Origin of the sequence: Anoxybacteroides tepidamans (assembly GCF_014201465.1) — a bacterium.
Classification (GTDB): Bacteria; Bacillota; Bacilli; order Bacillales; family Anoxybacillaceae; genus Anoxybacteroides; species Anoxybacteroides tepidamans.
Genome location: NZ_JACHEP010000017.1, coordinates 47680 through 66179, shown reverse-complemented (window position 1 = coordinate 66179; position 18500 = coordinate 47680). Strand labels below are relative to the sequence as shown.

General features: G+C 44.8%; 17 protein-coding genes and 1 pseudogene. 16 read left to right on the top strand and 2 right to left on the bottom strand.

The window, feature by feature from the left end:
* From HNQ34_RS12985 to HNQ34_RS12960, 6 genes and pseudogenes are all read left to right on the top strand, one after another.
* A pseudogene (locus tag HNQ34_RS12985) lies at positions 1–322 on the top strand (DDE-type integrase/transposase/recombinase); the annotation flags it as partial.
* Positions 323–750: 428 nt separating this feature from the next.
* Positions 751–2010, top strand: coding sequence for a molybdopterin molybdotransferase MoeA (locus HNQ34_RS12980; protein WP_183255256.1), 1260 nt, complete (start codon positions 751–753; stop codon positions 2008–2010).
* On the top strand, positions 2007–2507 hold the full coding sequence (mobB, locus tag HNQ34_RS12975) for a molybdopterin-guanine dinucleotide biosynthesis protein B (RefSeq protein ID WP_183255254.1): 501 nt from the start codon (positions 2007–2009) through the stop codon (positions 2505–2507). The genes HNQ34_RS12980 and mobB overlap by 4 nt, the downstream gene beginning before the upstream one ends.
* Positions 2504–2974: a molybdenum cofactor biosynthesis protein MoaE gene (locus tag HNQ34_RS12970; protein ID WP_183255252.1), complete on the top strand. Its 471-nt coding sequence runs from the start codon at positions 2504–2506 to the stop codon at positions 2972–2974. Before mobB ends, HNQ34_RS12970 begins: the two co-directional genes overlap by 4 nt.
* The gene (gene moaD / locus HNQ34_RS12965; RefSeq protein ID WP_183255250.1) at positions 2971–3201 is read left to right on the top strand and encodes a molybdopterin converting factor subunit 1; all 231 of its coding nucleotides are present in this window, start codon (positions 2971–2973) and stop codon (positions 3199–3201) included. Before HNQ34_RS12970 ends, moaD begins: the two co-directional genes overlap by 4 nt.
* 24 nt (positions 3202–3225) lie before the next feature.
* The gene (locus tag HNQ34_RS12960) at positions 3226–3936 is read left to right on the top strand and encodes a YwiC-like family protein (RefSeq protein ID WP_183255247.1); all 711 of its coding nucleotides are present in this window, start codon (positions 3226–3228) and stop codon (positions 3934–3936) included.
* Positions 3937–3965: 29 nt separating this feature from the next.
* Here HNQ34_RS12960 and HNQ34_RS12955 read toward each other — a convergent pair whose 3' ends face one another.
* Positions 3966–4649 carry a Crp/Fnr family transcriptional regulator gene (locus HNQ34_RS12955; RefSeq protein ID WP_183255245.1) on the bottom strand — a complete coding sequence of 228 codons (684 nt, stop codon included), beginning with the start codon at positions 4647–4649 and terminating at the stop codon, positions 3966–3968.
* Positions 4650–4876: 227 nt separating this feature from the next.
* Here HNQ34_RS12955 and argC point away from each other — a divergent pair, with 227 nt between their 5' ends.
* The 9 genes from argC to clpB all read left to right on the top strand — a co-directional run bounded on the left by argC (position 4877) and on the right by clpB (position 17355).
* On the top strand, positions 4877–5914 hold the full coding sequence (argC, locus tag HNQ34_RS12950) for an N-acetyl-gamma-glutamyl-phosphate reductase (protein WP_183255243.1): 1038 nt from the start codon (positions 4877–4879) through the stop codon (positions 5912–5914).
* A 15-nt stretch (positions 5915–5929) separates the two neighbouring features.
* On the top strand, positions 5930–7162 hold the full coding sequence (argJ, locus tag HNQ34_RS12945) for a bifunctional ornithine acetyltransferase/N-acetylglutamate synthase (protein WP_183255240.1): 1233 nt from the start codon (positions 5930–5932) through the stop codon (positions 7160–7162).
* A gap of 19 nt (positions 7163–7181) precedes the next feature.
* Positions 7182–7955: an acetylglutamate kinase gene (gene argB / locus HNQ34_RS12940; RefSeq protein WP_183255238.1), complete on the top strand. Its 774-nt coding sequence runs from the start codon at positions 7182–7184 to the stop codon at positions 7953–7955.
* Positions 7955–9118 (top strand): acetylornithine transaminase, encoded by a 1164-nt coding sequence (locus HNQ34_RS12935; RefSeq protein WP_183255236.1) that lies wholly within the window; start codon positions 7955–7957, stop codon positions 9116–9118. The genes argB and HNQ34_RS12935 overlap by 1 nt, the downstream gene beginning before the upstream one ends.
* Positions 9119–9190: 72 nt before the next feature.
* Complete coding sequence (locus tag HNQ34_RS12930) at positions 9191–10261, top strand: carbamoyl phosphate synthase small subunit (protein WP_183255234.1); 1071 nt, start codon at positions 9191–9193, stop codon at positions 10259–10261.
* The gene (locus HNQ34_RS12925; RefSeq protein ID WP_183255232.1) at positions 10254–13388 is read left to right on the top strand and encodes a carbamoyl phosphate synthase large subunit; all 3135 of its coding nucleotides are present in this window, start codon (positions 10254–10256) and stop codon (positions 13386–13388) included. The genes HNQ34_RS12930 and HNQ34_RS12925 overlap by 8 nt, the downstream gene beginning before the upstream one ends.
* Positions 13385–14329, top strand: coding sequence for an ornithine carbamoyltransferase (gene argF / locus HNQ34_RS12920; protein ID WP_183255230.1), 945 nt, complete (start codon positions 13385–13387; stop codon positions 14327–14329). The genes HNQ34_RS12925 and argF overlap by 4 nt, the downstream gene beginning before the upstream one ends.
* A 107-nt stretch (positions 14330–14436) precedes the next feature.
* On the top strand, positions 14437–14616 hold the full coding sequence (locus HNQ34_RS12915) for a YjzC family protein (protein WP_066323269.1): 180 nt from the start codon (positions 14437–14439) through the stop codon (positions 14614–14616).
* A gap of 132 nt (positions 14617–14748) precedes the next feature.
* Positions 14749–17355 (top strand): ATP-dependent chaperone ClpB, encoded by a 2607-nt coding sequence (gene clpB, locus HNQ34_RS12910; protein WP_183255228.1) that lies wholly within the window; start codon positions 14749–14751, stop codon positions 17353–17355.
* A 21-nt stretch (positions 17356–17376) separates the two neighbouring features.
* On the opposite strand, the gene HNQ34_RS12905 is transcribed toward clpB, so the two are convergent.
* Positions 17377–17559: a DUF2929 family protein gene (locus tag HNQ34_RS12905; RefSeq protein WP_183255226.1), complete on the bottom strand. Its 183-nt coding sequence runs from the start codon at positions 17557–17559 to the stop codon at positions 17377–17379.
* A 165-nt stretch (positions 17560–17724) separates the two neighbouring features.
* Here HNQ34_RS12905 and HNQ34_RS12900 point away from each other — a divergent pair, with 165 nt between their 5' ends.
* Positions 17725–18456, top strand: coding sequence for a hypothetical protein (locus HNQ34_RS12900; protein ID WP_183255224.1), 732 nt, complete (start codon positions 17725–17727; stop codon positions 18454–18456).
* Positions 18457–18500 lie beyond the last annotated feature (44 nt).

Here is an 18500-nt window from a genome sequence, read left to right as displayed (position 1 = left end):
TTTCGATGTTCGACAAGTCATCGGGTTGACCAATGAAGATCCCGTGTCGGAAGAGTTTCGACCATTGAAACAGATCATCGAACGATTCCACCGAACATTTAAAGGGAACTATCGACCGACTCACGGCTTCGGTGCAGAAGAAGGTTCGGTTTCCTTTGTCACGCTCTTTGTGGCGTATTTCAACTTCTTGCGCCCACATGGGGCATTAGAAAGCCGAGTGCCGGTCGTCCTCCCAGAGTTGGACAGCCTTCCACATATGCCTGCGCGTTGGGGCAAGCTGATTGCCATGGCACAAGATTTTCTGGAACAACAGGCTGTCTAGTAGGGATTCGGCGGAGCGTACCCTTGACCATCCGAACCTCGCCAAAGGTAAAATAAGGAATGGGCAAGGGCTGCTTTCCTATGCCCTTTTTTTCTGCCCTTGCCCTTACTGACCCTTTCTTTCCTTTGGCGAGTGTTGGTCAAGGGCGAATCCGATTCCACCATCCCCCTTCATTTTCCTTCAAAAGGCAGCTCGTGATTACTTTTCATAGATTTTTTGACGCTACCTGCTTTTTGCGTTTACAATGTAAGCATATCGCCTTTTTTTGGTGGAAGTCGTGATGTGCATCACACATTTGAACAGATTTTGAACAAACCGTGTCAGCGGCTTCGGAAACATAAAATTGTGACAGACGTCACAACTTTTTTCGTTTATTTTTCGGTACAATATATATAACGATAAACTGAAATGTGAGCGAGGGATTCATTGTGGTTGAAAAAAGAACACCGATTCCGGTAATGGAAGCGATTCAAAAAGTGATGAAGTTTGCCAAAGAAGGGGAAGCGGAAGTCGTTCCACTTGAAGAAGCGTACGGAAGATACTTAGCAGAAAATCTTCAGGCCGATCACGATGTTCCGCCATTTGACCGCTCTCCGTATGACGGCTTTGCGATTCGGGCAGCAGATTCAGCGTTAGCGAGCCTCGAACATCCAATTGAATTTGAAGTCATCGAAACAATTGGAGCGGGACAAGTAGCAACAAAAGAAGTCGGACCATTTCAAGCGGTGCGCATCATGACAGGAGCGCAAATTCCGAACGACTGCGATGCTGTCGTGATGTTTGAAGTCACAAACGAATATGAACGAGACGGGAAAACATATATGTCGATCAAGCGTTCGTTCCGTCCGGGGGATAATATTTCGTTTCAAGGGGAAGACACGAAAAAAGGTGAGGTGTTGGTCGAAAAAGGAACGTTCATTAATCCGGGAGTGCAAGCGCTGTTAGCGACATTTGGGTACGCCAAAGTAAAAGTGGCGAAAAAGCCGAAAATCGGAATTTTTGCGACAGGAAGCGAACTGTTGGATGTTTCGGAGCCGCTTGCTCCGGGGAAAATACGCAACAGCAATGCTTATATGATCCAGGCTCAGGCGATTCGCAGTGGAGCCACTCCTGTCTATTTTGGAAAATTAGCCGACGATGCCGACCAATGTTTTGCGGCGATTGAGCGGGTATTGCACGAAGTCGATATTCTCATCACGACAGGCGGTGTTTCCGTCGGCGATTATGACTATTTGCCAGTCATTTATGAGCGTCTCGGCGCGGAAGTGTTATTTAATAAAATCGCCATGCGTCCAGGAAGCGTCACAACAGTAGCACAAATCGATGGAAAGTTGTTATTCGGCTTATCAGGCAATCCTTCTGCATGTTATGTCGGATATGAACTATTCGTTCGCCCCGTGATTCGGACGATGTTATATTCATCGAAACCGTATTTATACAAAACAAAAGCGACATTGTTGTCAGATTTTCCAAAGCCGAACCCGTTTACGCGTTTTGTCAGAAGCTATGTAAGCGCCAAAGAAGGACAGTTATACGTTTCGCCGGTCGGGATGGATAAATCGAATATCGTCACCTCCTTAGCAAAAGCGAACGCATTGATGGTGTTGCCGGGAGGGACGCGCGGTTTTGCAAAAGGCGATCTCGTCGATGTATGGCTATTAGAAAACGAAAAAGGAAGCGCGCAATGAACGTTTGGCAAGTTGTCGGCTATAAAAACAGTGGAAAAACGACATTAGTGGAAAAATGGGTAAGAAAAGCGGCCGCAGAAGGATATAAAGTCGGAACGATAAAGCATCACGGGCATGGCGGTTACCCGGACATCGCCTGCGCTGCTAACGATTCAAGCCGCCATCAGGCAGCGGGAGCACTTGTTGCGTCCGTAGAAGGAAGCGGCTTATTGCAGCTGTATGCCTTTCAGCGCGAATGGACATTGCCGCAAATTTTACATATTTATTCTTTTCTGCCCCTTGACTTTGTAATCGTTGAAGGGTACAAATATGAGCGATATCGAAAAATTGTCATGATTCGGAACGCTTCCGATTGGCAGCAGCTTTGTAACTTAAAAAATATTGCGGCGGTCATTTCTTGGGAACCGGTTTCGTCGCTGCCGTATCCCGTTTTTGCGATCGATGATGAAGAGAAATATTTACAATGGTTAATGAATGAGGTGAAAAAAACCGTATGAGCACATCATTATTTACGATTACGGACAAGCCGATTTCGATTGAAGAAGTCGTGCAAAAGGTCATTCGCCCTGAAGCAGGAGCGGTGACGGCTTTCATCGGAACGGTGCGGGAGTTTACAAACGGAAAGCGAACGTTGTTTTTACAATATGAAGCATACGTTTCGATGGCGGAAAAAATGTTAGAGCAAATCGGAAAAGAAATTAGTGAACGATGGCCAGAAGCGAAAGTAGCGATTACTCATCGAATCGGCAGGCTCGACATTTCTGACCTTGCCGTTGTGATCGCTGTCTCCACTCCGCACCGAAAAGATGCTTATGAAGCGAATCAATATGCGATTGAGCGCATTAAGCAAATTGTCCCGATTTGGAAAAAAGAGCATTGGGAAGACGGAACAGAATGGGTCGGAAATCAGCTCGAAACAAAGGCGTATCCGACAGGGAAGCCGGAAGGAGAGGATTTGGCATGATTACGTTACTTTTTTTCTCCTATTTAAAAGAAGCGGTCGGAAACGAACAAATCAAAATGGAGTATACACCGATCACCATTAAACAGTTAAAGCAGCAGCTTGAAACGGATTACGGCCTCGATTTGCAGCATGTGATGGTAGCGGTAAACGAGGAGTATGCGCAAGAAGGCCAGCTGCTCCAGCCGGGTGATACGATCGCATTCATCCCGCCGGTAAGCGGAGGATGAACCGGAACAGAGGGGTGAAAAAAGATGCTCATTCCAAAACAACATGGTGCTTGGGCAATGTTGGTCATTCCGTTTTTATTAGGAGCTTATGCGGGAGGCATTTCTTTGCTTCATCTTCCATTATTTCTCGGATGGCTAGGTTTATATTTAGCGGCATATCCGTTTTTAATGGCGATGAAAACGAAGCGAAAAGGCGAGTATATGCGCTGGTTTTACTGTTATTTTTCGGTCGCTGTGATCATGCTCGCCATTCCGCTCTTTTTCCAATGGAAGCTTGTCTATTTCGGCCTTGCCATGGTTCCGTTTTTTTTCGTGAATCTTTATTATGCGAAAAAGAAAGATGAGCGGGCGTTACTTAATGACGTGGCGGCGATCGCCTCCTTTTGTATAGGCGGTTTGGCGAGTTTTTATATTAGCCGTGGTACATTAACGATGCAAGCATGGGAATTGTATATGTTTTGTTTTTTCTTTTTTATCGGGAGCACCTTTTATGTGAAAACGATGATTCGGGAAAAGAAAAATCCTATGTATAAATGGGTTTCATGGGGATACCATCTACTATTAGTAGTTGGATTAATCATAGCTGGATATCCGCTGTTTGCGCTCGCCTACGTGCCGAGTGTCGTTCGGGCTCTATATTTATACGGAAAATCAATATCGACAATGAAAGTAGGCGTTTTAGAAATCGCTAACGCGGTTTATTTTGGTCTAGCGATGCTCCTGTTTCTTGCATAAAAAAGACGTTCATTCGCTGAACGTCTTTTTTAATCGATGCAACATATCTCCGGCGGGCAATCTTCGCAATCGATTTCACTTCGTAAATAAGCTAGGTTATGCACTTTAATTTTTCCATTTTTGATTGAAATGATTTCTTGTTTGCGGAGATCGTTCAATAAGCGGTTGACAACTTCACGAGAGGTACCACAAAAGTTTGCAAGATCTTGATTCGTTAAATGCAAATTAATTAAAATGCCGTCCCCTTTCATGACTCCATAGCTGTTGCACATGCGAATAAGCGTCGAGTATAATGCACCTTTTTTTCCGTGAAGGACGAGGTCGCGAAACTTTGTCTGGGTTTTTCGGAAATGATCGCTCATCCACTTCATAAACTCAAGCGCCAATTTGCTATTTTCGAACAAGCTTTTTTCTAACACCTCGCGTTTAATACAGGCAACGATTCCGTCTTCGATCACTTTTGCATTTAAAAGATACCTCGCATCTTCACAAAAAAGGGTTAATTCGCCGACAACATCCCCTTTGCTGCATATTCGCAATGCGAGTTCCTGTCCATCCGCTGCGATTTTGCTAATTTGTATTTTTCCCGATTGAATGTAATACACTTCATCTGCTTTTTCGCCTTCGCGAAATAAGTGCGTTCCTTTCTTTATTTCCACATGGCGATGGGAACTATTTAACAATTCTTGAAGTTCAACTGACATGTTCTCCATATTTCAACCACCTTTATCGATACTACTGATTAGTAGTACTATTGATTTAATCGAAAAAAAGAAGGAAAGTCAATTGTACGATCACTATTTTTACTACGTATATATTAAATACTGAAAGAAAATCAAGCAGAATAAAATAAAAATAATTAAATATACATTTGATTTTATTTTTATGCAGTATTATAATGATAACTACATGAAAGAGAATTGGATCGAGGAGGCAGGGCATGAATATCGCAATCATTGGCGCAACAGGGTACGGCGGCATTGAACTGTTGCGATTTTTGCAGCATCATCCACACGTAAGCAATTGTTTCGTTTATTCTTCGTCACAGGATGGAGCGCTTCTCGCGGACAGTTTCCCGCACATTGGAGAAAGGGAAGGCTTGATTCTTCGCAAAATTGATATAGAACAAATCGTATCGACATGTGAGGTCGTCTTTTTTGCGACGCCGCCGGGAGTGTCAAGCGAACTTGCGCCATTATTGATCGACCAAGGAATGAAAGTGATTGATTTATCCGGAGATTTCCGGTTGAAAGACCGAACAGTATATGAAAAATGGTACAAACGGCAAACGGCGCAAAATAAGTATTTGCAGCAAGCAGTGTACGGATTGACGGAGTGGAATCGGGAAAACATTCGAAGCGCGCAGCTCCTTTCCAATCCTGGCTGTTACCCGACGGCTACATTGCTTGGGTTAGCGCCGCTTGTGAAAAATAGGTTAGTCGAAGAAGATTCGATTGTAGTGGACGCAAAATCCGGAGTATCGGGAGCCGGCAGGCAAGCGTCATTAAATACACATTTTTCCGAAGTCAATGAAAATGTCAAAATTTATAAAGTAAATGCCCATCAGCATATTCCGGAAATCGAACAAATGTTGACCGATTGGGACGAACACATTCAGCCGATTACGTTTAGCACCCATCTCATTCCGATGACGCGCGGAATTATGGCGACCATTTATGCGAAAGCGAAAACCGATGTGTCAGTTGAAATGTTGCTAGATTTATATAAAACAAGTTATGAAAATTCAACATTTGTTCGCATTCGTAAGCAAGGGCAATTTCCTTCAACGAAAGAAGTGTACGGATCGAACTATTGTGACATCGGTATCGCCTACGATGAGCGAACAGGGCGAGTGACGGTCGTATCAGTTATCGATAATTTAGTCAAAGGGGCTGCAGGCCAAGCGATTCAAAATTTCAATGTTATGATGGGATGGGATGAAACGAGCGGACTATTATTCGCACCGATTTATCCATAGGAAGGGGACTGTGAAATGATGTTAACGAAGCAAGAACATGAAGTTTATTATATTGCGGACGGAACGGTCGTCACGCCAAAAGGATTTAAAGCAGCAGGCGTTCATGCCGGATTGCGCTATGCGAAAAAAGATTTAGGGGTCATTGTTTGTGATGTGCCTGCTTCATGCGCGGCTGTCTATACGCAAAGCCATTTTCAGGCGGCTCCTCTGAAAGTGACGCAGCAAAGCATCGCTGCTGAACAAAAGCTGCAGGCTGTAGTTGTCAACAGTGCTTGTGCGAACGCATGTACAGGTGAGCAAGGATTAAAAGACGCGTATGAAATGCGGGAGTTATGCGCTCTTCAATTTGGCTTGCCGCCGCATTATGTAGCGGTCGCCTCCACGGGAGTGATCGGCGAATTTTTACCGATGGAAAAAATTCGCGCTGGCATGAAAAAGCTGCAGCCGAGCGATTCGGAAGAAGGGGCTCACGCTTTTCAAACCGCCATTTTAACGACCGATACAGTGATGAAGCAGGCGTGCTATCAAACGACGATTGACGGAAAAACAGTGACGGTTGGCGGAGCGGCGAAGGGATCAGGAATGATCCATCCGAACATGGCAACGATGCTTGCCTTTATCACCACTGATGCCAATATTTCTTCAGAAACGTTGCAGCAAGTGCTCCGTTCGATTACCGATGTATCATTTAACCAAATTACCGTTGATGGCGAAACATCGACGAACGATATGGTCGTTGTGATGGCGAGCGGGCTGGCGGAAAATGAGGAACTTACACCTAATCATCCAGAGTGGTTAAAATTTTATGAAGCGCTCAAGAAAACGTGCGAAGATTTAGCAAAACAAATCGCTAAAGACGGAGAAGGGGCAACGAAGCTCATTGAAGTGCGCGTCCATGGCGCGGTCAATGATGAAGAAGCGAAGCGCATCGCGAAAAAAATCGTCGGCTCCAACCTTGTGAAAACAGCGGTTTATGGCGCCGATGCCAACTGGGGACGAATTATCGGAGCGATTGGCCATGCTGAGGCAACCGTCAACCCAGATTGTGTCGATGTTTCGTTAGGACCGATTGTTATGTTAAAGGCGAGCGAGCCACAACCATTTTCCGAAGAAGAAGCAACGGCTTATTTGCAAAATGCAGAAATTGTGATCGATGTCGATCTTCATCTTGGCGACGGAACAGGAATCGCTTGGGGATGCGATTTAACATATGATTACGTCAAAATTAATGCAAGTTATCGCACGTAATGATAGGGGGAAGAGCGAAGTGGAGGACACGATTGTCATTAAATGTGGGGGAAGCGTCTTAAGCGAGTTATCGCCATCATTTTTTGAAAGCTTGCAAGCGATGTATGCACAAGGCAAAAACGTGGTCATCGTTCACGGAGGCGGCCCGGAAATCGGACAGATGTTGAAGCGGCTCAACGTTTCAAGCGAATTTGTGAACGGATTGCGGAAAACGACGAAAGAAGTATTGGAAGTCGCAGAAATGATTTTAGCTGGAAAAGTGAATAAGCAGCTGGTTGGGTTATTACAGCAGTACGGAATGCCGGCTGTTGGTGTTTCCGGTGTGGATGCACACTTGTTAGAGGCAGCGCCGATTGATTTAACAAAGCTCGGATATGTCGGAGAAGTAGTAAAAGTAAATAGCAACTTTTTAAAGGCGCTTCTTCGTTCCCGCTATATTCCGGTCATTTCCCCGATCGGAACGGATGAAAATGGGCAAAAATATAACATTAACGCGGATACGGCAGCAGGCGCGGTTGCGAAAGCGGTCAAGGCAGCGCAATTGCTGTTTGTTACAGATGTTCCGGGCATTTTGCAAAACGGCTCGGTCGTTGAGCATGCGACAGTGGAAGCGATTGAACAAATGATAGAGAAGGGGATTATTACAGGCGGCATGATTCCAAAAGTGAAAGCGGCAGCGGCTGCCTTGTCGGAAGAATTGGATGAAGTAATGATTGTCAGCGGAAAAACACCGTTTTATGCAAACGGTCAATTATATGGAACGAGCATTCGCAAAGAAGTGGGGGTCTACTAATGGGAGCGTTATTTCCTACGTATAACCGTTGGAATATTAGCATTGAATCAGCGGAGGGTGCAAAAGTCATCGCGAAAGACGGCAAACAATATTTAGATTTCGTTTCCGGCATTGCCGTTTGCAACCTTGGCCATCGGCCTGCGTCAGTTCAGGCGGCGTTGGAAGCACAATTGAATCGCGTTTGGCACGTATCGAATCTATTTACGAACGATTTGCAAGAAGAAGTGGCACAGCTTCTCGTTGCCCATAGCTGTGGTGATTACGTTTTTTTCTGCAATAGCGGTGCGGAAGCGAACGAAGCGGCATTAAAATTAGCGCGGAAACATACAGGACGCCATAAAATCATCACGTTTCAACAATCGTTCCACGGTCGCACGTTTGCGACGATGTCCGCCACGGGGCAGGAGAAAATTTATAAAGGGTTTGGACCGCTTTTGCCGGAGTTTGTTCACCTTCCGTTTAACGATATCGAGGCGCTAGAAAGCGAAATGAATGAACAAGTTGCGGCAATCATGCTGGAGATCGTTCAAGGTGAAGGTGGAATAAGAAAAGCAAACGATGTCTTTTTGCAGAAAGTCGCTCAATTTTGCAAACAATACGGTGCCTTGTTGATTGTCGATGAGGTGCAAACAGGAATCGGACGAACAGGAAAAGCGTTTGCTTACCAACATTTTGAGATTGAACCGGACATTATCACAACCGCCAAAGGATTAGGTAGCGGATTTCCGGTCGGAGCGATGATCGGAAAAGCATTTTTGCGGGATTCGTTTACAGCGGGAGTACACGGCTCGACATTTGGCGGAAACCCGTTGGCAATGGCAGCAGCGAAAGCAACGTTAGAAGTCATTTTTCAACCAGAATTTTTACAAGAAGTGCAAGAAAAAGGAACATACTTTTTACAGCAGCTTCAGGAGGCACTAAATGGAATCGAGCTAGTCAAAGAGGTGCGCGGTCTTGGATTGCTTGTCGGCATTGAATGTCATGAAGATATAACACCGTTGATTCCTGCGATCCATGAGAATGGGCTTCTCGTGCTAACCGCTGGACCGAGTGTTATTCGATTGCTGCCGCCGCTCATTGTCACGAAAGAAGAGCTCGATATGGCTGTGGCGGTAATTAAACAAACGATCATGAGCGGATACGTTGCAGCTAGTGAAAGATAGCTGTATCTTTATTGAAATGATTGTATAAAAATTCTATAGTGCAAATAAAAATTCAATCATGAGGTGGCAGGGATGAAGGCGTATTTGCATTTAGCAAACGGAAAAACATTTACGGGACAGCTCGCTTCTCCTCTTCCAAACGGCGAGGTGAACGGGGAAGTCGTCTTTTTTACCGGCATGACCGGCTATCAAGAAGTATTGACCGATCCTTCTTATAAAAACCAAATTATCGTGTTCACATACCCGTTAATCGGGAATTACGGCATTAATGAGGAGGATTTTGAAAGCAAACGTCCGCACGTTCAAGCAGTTGTCGTCTATGAAGCAAGCGCGCAAGGATACCATTATGAAGCGAAATATAGCTTGCAGCAATATTTGCAGCAATGGAACATTCCATTGCTTACGCATGTAGATACGCGCGCGCTAGTAAAAGAAATTCGCACTCAAGGAACGATGCCTGCCACGCTTACGCTCGCAGAGGAATGCGATCTAGAGTTGTTAGGCGAAAGTGAATTTCCGGTTCGTGATGTATCAACGAAAAACATTGAAACATATGGAAGCGGTGAACCTCACGTTGTGCTAATCGACTTTGGCTATAAAAAATCAATTTTGCAATCGCTTCTTGATCGCGGTTGCAAAGTAACGGTCGTGCCTTATCACACGCCGCTTGCGACGATTGAAGCGCTCCAGCCGGACGGCATCGTTTTATCGAACGGACCGGGCGATCCGAAGCAACTATCGGAACATTTGCCGACGATTCGGGCGGTGATCGACTGTTATCCGACGCTTGCCATTTGTTTAGGGCATCAGCTTGTGGCGCTTTCATACGGGGCGAATACAGAAAAACTTCGCTTTGGCCATCGCGGTGCGAATCAACCTGTTTATGATGCACTCAAAAAGAAAGTGTTTATGACATCGCAAAACCATAGCTATGTCGTCAATCAAGAAAGCTTAGCGAATACGCCGTTTGTTATTCGCTTTACGAACGTAAATGACGGATCGGTGGAAGGAATGGTTCATCGCCATAAGCCGATTTTATCTGTGCAATATCATCCGGAGGCGCATCCGGGACCTAGCGATACGAATCAAATCTTCGATGAATTTTTGCAGACGGTAAATAAAGGGGAGAAAGTATATGCCTAAAGATCCAGCGCTTCATTCGATTTTAATCATCGGCTCCGGTCCGATTGTCATCGGTCAGGCGGCCGAGTTTGATTATTCCGGCACTCAAGCGTGCATCGCTTTAAAAGAAGAAGGATATCGCGTCATTTTAGTCAATAACAATCCGGCCACGATTATGACAGATGACGTTCATGCAGATGTCGTGTATTTTGAGCCGCTGACGGTCGACAGCATTGAAAAAATTATTGCAAAAGAACGACCCGATGGCTTGTTGGCGACATTTGGCGGACAGACCGGATTAAACTTGGCCTTTCAGCTTCATGAAGCTGGGATTTTAGAAAAATACGGGGTGAAATTGCTCGGAACACCAATTGAAGCGATTAAAAAAGGAGAAGATCGCGAAGCGTTTCGCGCCCTTATGTACGAGTTAAATGAACCGGTACCTGAGAGCGAAATTATTACAAACATCGACGATGCGATTGCGTTTGCTGAAAAAATTGGTTTTCCGATCATTATCCGTCCCGCTTATACGTTAGGAGGAAGCGGCGGTGGCATTGCTGAAACGATGGAACAGTTTGTCGCACTTGTGGAAAAAGGGCTAGCGGAAAGTCCGATTACACAATGCTTAATCGAACGGAGCGTCGCCGGCTATAAGGAAATTGAATACGAAGTAATGCGCGACCATACCGATACGTGCATTACCGTTTGCAATATGGAAAATGTTGATCCTGTCGGCGTGCATACCGGAGATTCCATCGTCGTTGCACCTTCGCAAACGTTAACGGACGAAGAATATCATATGCTGCGTTCGGCAGCGGTGAAAATCATTTCCGCCCTCGGCATTATCGGCGGGTGCAATATTCAGTTTGCGCTCGATCCGTTCAGCAAAAACTATTACTTAATTGAGGTGAACCCGCGCGTCAGCCGCTCGTCGGCGCTAGCATCCAAAGCGACAGGCTATCCGATCGCACGCATCGCTGCCAAATTAGCGGTCGGCTATACACTGGCAGAACTATTAAACCCGGTCACTAAGAATACGTATGCAAGCTTCGAACCGGCTCTTGACTACGTCGTCGTCAAGTTTCCGCGCTTGCCGTTTGATAAATTTCCGAACGGAGATCGCCAGCTTGGCACGCAAATGAAAGCAACCGGCGAAGTGATGGCGATCGACCGCAATATGGAACGCGCGTTTCAAAAAGCGGTTCATTCGTTAGAGGGAGCGAACAACGGCTTGTTTTTACCAGAATTGTCGGAAAAGACGAATGATGAACTAAAAGAGCTGCTAATTTATAAAGATGACCGTCGCTTTTTTGCGATTTTAGAGCTGTTTCGCCGTGGAGAAGCAATCGACATGGTTTATGAATTAACGAAAATCGATCGTTTCTTTTTAAACAGCTTTTACCAACTCATTTTACTTGAGCGAAAAGCAAAAGAAACGAATTTCTTCGATGTCGATGAAATGACATTGCGTTTGTTAAAAGAAAAAGGGTTTTCCGATGCTTTTTTAGCAGATGTATGGAACGTCAGTGAATGGGAAGTACGGGACAAACGGAAACAGCTTGGCATTATTCCGTCTTATAAAATGGTCGATACGTGTGCAGCAGAATTTCATTCCGAAACCGATTATTACTATTCTACTTATTTTGGAGAAGATGAGCGCAAAGCGAGCGAAAAAGAAAAAGTGTTAATTATCGGAGCCGGACCGATTCGAATTGGGCAAGGGATTGAATTTGATTACAGCTCGGTTCATAGCGTCTATGCATTGCAAGAAGAAGGGTACGAAACGGTACTAATTAACAACAATCCGGAAACAGTAAGCACTGATTTTGCCGTGGCGGACCGCCTTTATTTTGAACCGTTGACGCTAGAAGAAGTGTTAAATGTCATTGAAGCGGAGCAAATCGAAAAAGTGGTCGTTCAATTTGGCGGACAGACGGCGATTAATCTTGTCAAAGGATTGGAAGAAGCGAATGTCACAATTCTCGGTGTTTCCCATGATGTCATTGATCAGCTCGAGGATCGCGACCGTTTTTATCAATTATTGGAGGAATTGGATATTCCGCACGTGCCAGGGGTGATGGCAAACGATGAGCAGGAGTTGATAGCCAAAGCGAAAACGATCGGTTATCCAGTGTTGCTTCGCCCTTCGTACGTAATCGGCGGAAAAGGAATGTTTATCGTGAATGATGAACAGCAGTTGCAACATTTATTGCAACAGCCATTTACATTCACATATCCAGTGCTCATCGATGCGTATCTAAACGGAAAAGAAGCGGAAGTGGATGTTGCGGCAGACGGAACATCGATTTTGCTTCCGACGATCATCGAACACGTTGAGAAAGCAGGCGTCCATTCCGGAGATAGTTACGCGTTCTTGCCAGCGCAGACATTGACAGAGGAAGAAAAGGAACAAATGAAGACATTCGCTGAAAAAATTGTTCAAAAGCTGCAATTTAAAGGAATGATGAACATTCAATACGTCATTGCGAACGGGCAAGTATACGTATTAGAAGTGAATCCGCGCGCAAGTCGAACGGTGCCGATCGTCAGCAAAACAACAGGAATTCCGCTGGCGCAAATTGCGACAAAATTATTGCTTGGGAAATGCTTAAATGACGTAGTAGATCAAACGCAGCACCAATCAGGCGATATGCCATATGTTGTTTTAAAATATCCTGTGTTTTCGATGCATAAATTACCGGGAGTCGATCCTCTTGTCGGGCCGGAAATGAAATCGACAGGAGAAGGAATTAGCATTGCCAAGACGATCAAAGAGGCGGCAGCAAAAACATTCCATTCGTATTTGTCTAAAAAAACGGGGGCTTTTGAAATTTATGTCGATACGGAAAACGATGCTATTAAACCGCTGCTTGAGCGAATGAGAGAAAAACAAGTGACCGTTGTCCAAGGTGTACCGCTTACTGAATGGGTAAAGCGAAAAGAGGCGTTAGCGTTTTTTAATTTAAAAAAAGATCCGAAAAGTGCCCAACAACGAATGCTTGCGTTGTCCCAACAGCTGTTGACGTTTACCGAAATCGAAACGTGTGAGCTATTTTTATATGCGCTTGAAGCAGGCGACTTTTCCGTTCTCTCAATTCAAGAGTGGCTGAAACAAAAGAAACAAACAGAGAAAGTGGTGATGGGATGAATACAACGATGCCTTCATTAAAAGGAAAAGATTTATTAACGTTAATCGATTTTTCTTCCGAGCAAATTCATGATTTATTGGCGTTAGCCGTCGAATTAAAGCAAAAGCAGCAAGCGGGAGAAATGTATACACCGCTAGCTGGAAAAACGTTAGCGATGATTTTTGAAAAGCCGTCCACTCGCACAAGAGTTTCGTTTGAAGTTGGGATGACGCAATTAGGTGGGCATGCGCTTTATCTTAATAGCAACGATTTACAGATCGGACGCGGTGAAACGATTGCCGATACAGCAAGAGTATTATCGCAATATGTCGATGCGATTATGATTCGGACGTTCGCACATAGCAAAATTGAAGAGCTCGCCCATTATGCGACGATACCGGTCATTAACGGCTTGACCGACGATGACCATCCGTGCCAAGCGCTGGCAGATTTATTAACGATTTATGAAGTGAAAAAGAAATTGAAAGGAATTAAACTTGTATATGTTGGGGATGGAAACAATGTCGCTCATGCATTAATGATTGCCGCCGCAAAAGTCGGAATGGATTGTACAGTGGCATGCCCGGTCGGATATGAGCCGAAAGAGCAATATGTGAACGAGGCATTGAAAGTGGCGGAACAAACAGGAGCCACCATTACAGTGACGCACTCGCCAGAAGAAGCCGTGCAAGATGCTGATGTGATCTACACCGATGTATGGACGAGCATGGGACAAGAGCAAGAAAGCAAACAACGGTTAGCGGTATTCCAACCGTTTCAAGTCAACGGCCAATTAGCACAATATGCGAAAGAGGATTATATGTTCCTTCATTGTTTGCCGGCTCATCGCGGCGAAGAAGTAACCGCCGACGTCATTGACAGCGACCATTCTTATGTTTTCCAGCAAGCCGGAAATCGGCTTCACGTCCAAAAAGCGATTTTAGTGTCGTTATTATCTTGAGCGAAAGCACCGGATTGTATGCCGGTGTTTTTTATCATTTGTGTAGTTATGAACGGGGGGTTGAACGGTTATGATAATGATGTACCTTTTTCAAAGGGGGAATACAAATGGGTCAACCGCGTCATTTCAAACCGGGCGATAAAGCGCCTAACAACGGCGTCTATATCGAAATTGGCGAAACAGGTGACAATGTCAAACATCCGAAAAAGCTTAAACTGAAAGCCGGAGACACATTTCCGGAAACATCGAACCATAACCGCCATTGGACGTATATGAGAAAACCTTAACAGAACAGCGGGGCGACCCGCTTTCCTCATCTGAAACAGCCATTCTCATTTGGAGGATGGCTTTTGATTTGCAAACAGAACGTGCTATAATAAAAATAAAGGTCAAAAAAAGTCAAAAAGGTGGTGAAGACAATGAATATGAATCAAATGACAGAAAAAGTACAAGAGGCGTTTCTTTCTGCTCAATCCATTGCCATGAAGCAGCATCATCAAGAACTGGATATGGAACATTTGCTACTTGCCTTGCTTCAACAAGAGGACGGGTTAGCAAAAAGAATGTTGCAACTTCTCCATGTCGATGTGGGTTCTTTTAGCCATGATGTGCAAGCGCTGTTAAAGAAAAAGCCGGAAGTGATCGGGGCAGGGGACAAAGTGTATATGTCCTACAGTCTACAGCGGCTCATCACCAATGCCGAACAAGAAGCAAAACAAATGCAAGACGAGTATATATCGGTCGAGCATTTATTGCTAGCATTCACAAGTGAAAAACATCACGATGTTGGGCAATTGCTGCAAAAATACCGAATCGATCGTTCAGCGCTATTGAACGTATTGCGGGAAGTAAGGGGGAATCAGCGCGTGACAACGCCAACTCCGGAAGCTACATATGAAGCGTTAAAAAAATACGGTCGCGATTTAGTGGCGGAAGTGAAAGCCGGAAAAATCGATCCTGTCATCGGTCGTGACAGTGAAATTCGTCGCGTCATCCGCATTTTATCGCGCAAGACAAAAAACAACCCGGTCTTAATTGGCGAACCAGGTGTCGGAAAAACCGCGATTGTTGAAGGGCTTGCCCAACGCATCGTTCGCAAAGACGTTCCGGAAGGACTGAAAGACAAAACGATTTTTGCGTTGGATATGAGCTCTCTTATTGCTGGAGCGAAATTTCGCGGCGAATTTGAAGAACGGTTAAAAGCGGTGTTAAACGAAATTAAAAAAAGCGAAGGAAATATCATTTTATTTATTGATGAGTTGCATACGATCGTTGGCGCTGGAAAAGCGGAAGGAGCTATCGATGCCGGAAATATGTTAAAGCCGATGCTCGCCCGCGGGGAACTACGCTGCATCGGTGCGACCACGCTTGATGAATATCGGCAATATATTGAAAAAGACCCAGCGTTAGAGCGCCGCTTCCAACAAGTATTGGTCGAAGAGCCAGACGTGGAAGATACGATTTCCATTTTGCGCGGATTAAAAGAAAGATTCGAAATCCACCACGGTGTTAACATTCATGATCGCGCTCTTGTAGCGGCTGCGACGCTATCTGATCGCTACATTTCCGAACGTTTTCTTCCCGATAAGGCGATCGACCTTGTCGATGAAGCATGCGCCATGATCCGCACCGAAATGGATTCGATGCCATCGGAACTTGATGAAGTGATGCGGCGCGTGATGCAGCTTGAAATCGAAGAAGCGGCGCTGCGGAAAGAAACGGATGAAGCAAGCAAAGAGCGTCTAGCGATTCTTACAAAAGAATTGGCGGATTTGCGCGAAAAGGCAAACAGTATGAAAGCGAAATGGCAGCAAGAAAAAGAAGCGATTCAACAAGTGCGCAACGTTCGCGAAGCGCTCGAAAAAGCAAAACGGGAATTAGAAGAAGCGGAAAACGAATACGATTTAAACAAAGCGGCAGAGCTTCGCCACGGCCGCATTCCACAACTTGAAAAACAATTGAAGCAGCTTGAACAGCAAATGAACGAAACAGGAAAAGAAGGACGGCTCCTTCGGGAAGAAGTGACAGAAGAAGAAATTGCCGAAGTCGTATCGCGATGGACCGGCATTCCGTTAACAAAGCTAGTTGAAGGGGAACGCGAGAAATTATTGCGCTTGCACGATCTGTTGCATGAGCGCGTCATCGGGCAAAACGAAGCCGTTGAACTTGTGGCGGATGCAGTATTGCGGGCGCGGGCCGGCATTAAAGATCCCAATCGTCCGATCGGTTCATTTATCTTTTTAGGGCCGACTGGTGTCGGAAAAACGGAGTTGGCAAAAGCGCTTGCCCAAGCATTGTTTGACAGCGAAGAACAAATGATTCGCATCGATATGTCCGAGTATATGGAAAAATATGCCGTATCGCGGTTAATTGGCGCGCCTCCCGGATATGTCGGCTATGAAGAAGGTGGGCAATTGACGGAAGCGGTACGAAGAAAGCCATATTCGGTCATTCTTCTTGACGAGATTGAAAAGGCTCATCCGGAAGTGTTCAATATTTTATTGCAAGTGCTTGATGACGGCCGAATTACCGATTCACAAGGACGAACGGTTGATTTTAAAAATACGGTCATCATTATGACATCGAATATCGGCTCGCATACGTTATTAGAAGGGGTGAAAGAAGACGGCAACATTCAAGAAGAAACACGTGAACAAGTGATGCAGCAATTGCGGATGCATTTCCGTCCGGAGTTTTTAAACCGCGTTGACGACATCGTATTATTTAAGCCGTTAACGATGAAAGAAGTGAAAGGAATTGTTGAGAAGTTTGTGAAAGAATTAGGACAGCGGCTCGCCGATCGCCATATTTCCTTAACGTTGTCTGAACAGGCAAAAGAGTATATTGCCACATCCGGCTTTGACCATGCGTATGGGGCGCGTCCGTTAAAACGATTTATACAAAAGCAAATTGAAACTCCGCTGGCAAAAGAAATCATTGCCGGCCATATAAAAGATTATAGCACTGTTGTTGTCGACTACGAAAATGGACAAATCGTGGTAAAAAATAGAGAAAGGCTATCCTAAAGAGGACGGCCTTTCTTTGCTTTAATGATGTTTTACTGGTTCATTTGGAAGCAAGTTGGCGATGATGATGATAAAAACGGTCATCACTACTCCTAATAATGCTCCTGTCGAAAATTGGTAAGAAATTCCTTGCATCGAGCCGATGACATATGTCGCCATTTGCGCTAACAGAAACGTCCAAAAAAACGTCCAGAAAAATTTCATTGTTTTCACCTCGATCTTTCTAACAATTCCTTTTTTATCTTATCACAATTTGTTCAAATCGAAAATGTCCTTCTTTTTAGGTATATGCCCTTGCCAATTTTTTGTTTTTGCATATCTTTTACTGTACAACTATGCACGGTGGAAAGTTAAGGTGGAGGGAGGCATATGACCGTTCAACAACGTTTTTTTCAACTTGATAATCAATGGTGTGTCATTCACTTGCCGAAGCGACCGAATGGATTTGCCATTCTTCTTCTTGGTGATGTGAACCATTATGTGGCAGAAAGTGTGAGCTTTTGGATGGAACATCAAGGAAGAAAACAGTTACTTGAAGAATTAGGCTCATACGGGTATACGATTTTTTACTCCCATTTATACGGCCGGCATTGGGGAAGCCCGAAATCGGTTCGATTGGCCAAACAATTGATCTATTACGTATTAAAAAGTGAAATACTAAACGATCGTATTTATATTTTAGCGGAAGGAATGGGGGCGCTTGTCGCACTGCGGTTATTAGAGACGATGCGTACACAAATTCGCGCGATCGCGATGCTAAGTCCGTGTTTAGATTTGTCAGCACAGCTTGAGTACGAAAAAGAAAATAAGTTTTTTTACAAACGAATGATCAAAGAAATAACGGTAGCGTACGAAATCGACGAAACGAAAGTAAAAGACGCTCTTCCGCCGCTATCGTTCGTGTCATGGCAAGTTCCGATCAAAATATGGCAACTGTCTGGGTTGACTCATTATCCTTCGGCACTTCATTGTCGAAAATACGAGGAATTGGCGAATGAGAAAGATATTCCGCTAGCGATCATATACCACTTATCAGAAAAGCGGTACAGCTTTGCGAACGCCATTCATCAATTTTACGAACAGAATAGCGCTTTACCATAAACTCCTCTATCGCTTGAATGTACGATAGAGGAGTTTTTCACATT

Excerpts from the sequence above, each read along its gene's own strand:
- mobB (WP_183255254.1), top strand. The coding sequence starts at position 2,007 with ATGAACGTTTGGCAAGTTGTCGGCTATAAAAACAGTGGAAAAACGACA.
- HNQ34_RS12970 (WP_183255252.1), top strand. The coding sequence starts at position 2,504 with ATGAGCACATCATTATTTACGATTACGGACAAGCCGATTTCGATTGAA.
- moaD (WP_183255250.1), top strand. The coding sequence starts at position 2,971 with ATGATTACGTTACTTTTTTTCTCCTATTTAAAAGAAGCGGTCGGAAAC.
- HNQ34_RS12960 (WP_183255247.1), top strand. The coding sequence starts at position 3,226 with ATGCTCATTCCAAAACAACATGGTGCTTGGGCAATGTTGGTCATTCCG.
- HNQ34_RS12955 (WP_183255245.1), bottom strand. The coding sequence starts at position 4,649 with ATGGAGAACATGTCAGTTGAACTTCAAGAATTGTTAAATAGTTCCCAT.
- argC (WP_183255243.1), top strand. The coding sequence starts at position 4,877 with ATGAATATCGCAATCATTGGCGCAACAGGGTACGGCGGCATTGAACTG.
- argJ (WP_183255240.1), top strand. The coding sequence starts at position 5,930 with ATGATGTTAACGAAGCAAGAACATGAAGTTTATTATATTGCGGACGGA.
- HNQ34_RS12935 (WP_183255236.1), top strand. The coding sequence starts at position 7,955 with ATGGGAGCGTTATTTCCTACGTATAACCGTTGGAATATTAGCATTGAA.
- HNQ34_RS12930 (WP_183255234.1), top strand. The coding sequence starts at position 9,191 with ATGAAGGCGTATTTGCATTTAGCAAACGGAAAAACATTTACGGGACAG.
- HNQ34_RS12925 (WP_183255232.1), top strand. The coding sequence starts at position 10,254 with ATGCCTAAAGATCCAGCGCTTCATTCGATTTTAATCATCGGCTCCGGT.
- argF (WP_183255230.1), top strand. The coding sequence starts at position 13,385 with ATGAATACAACGATGCCTTCATTAAAAGGAAAAGATTTATTAACGTTA.
- HNQ34_RS12915 (WP_066323269.1), top strand. The coding sequence starts at position 14,437 with ATGGGTCAACCGCGTCATTTCAAACCGGGCGATAAAGCGCCTAACAAC.
- clpB (WP_183255228.1), top strand. The coding sequence starts at position 14,749 with ATGAATATGAATCAAATGACAGAAAAAGTACAAGAGGCGTTTCTTTCT.
- HNQ34_RS12905 (WP_183255226.1), bottom strand. The coding sequence starts at position 17,559 with ATGAAATTTTTCTGGACGTTTTTTTGGACGTTTCTGTTAGCGCAAATG.
- HNQ34_RS12900 (WP_183255224.1), top strand. The coding sequence starts at position 17,725 with ATGACCGTTCAACAACGTTTTTTTCAACTTGATAATCAATGGTGTGTC.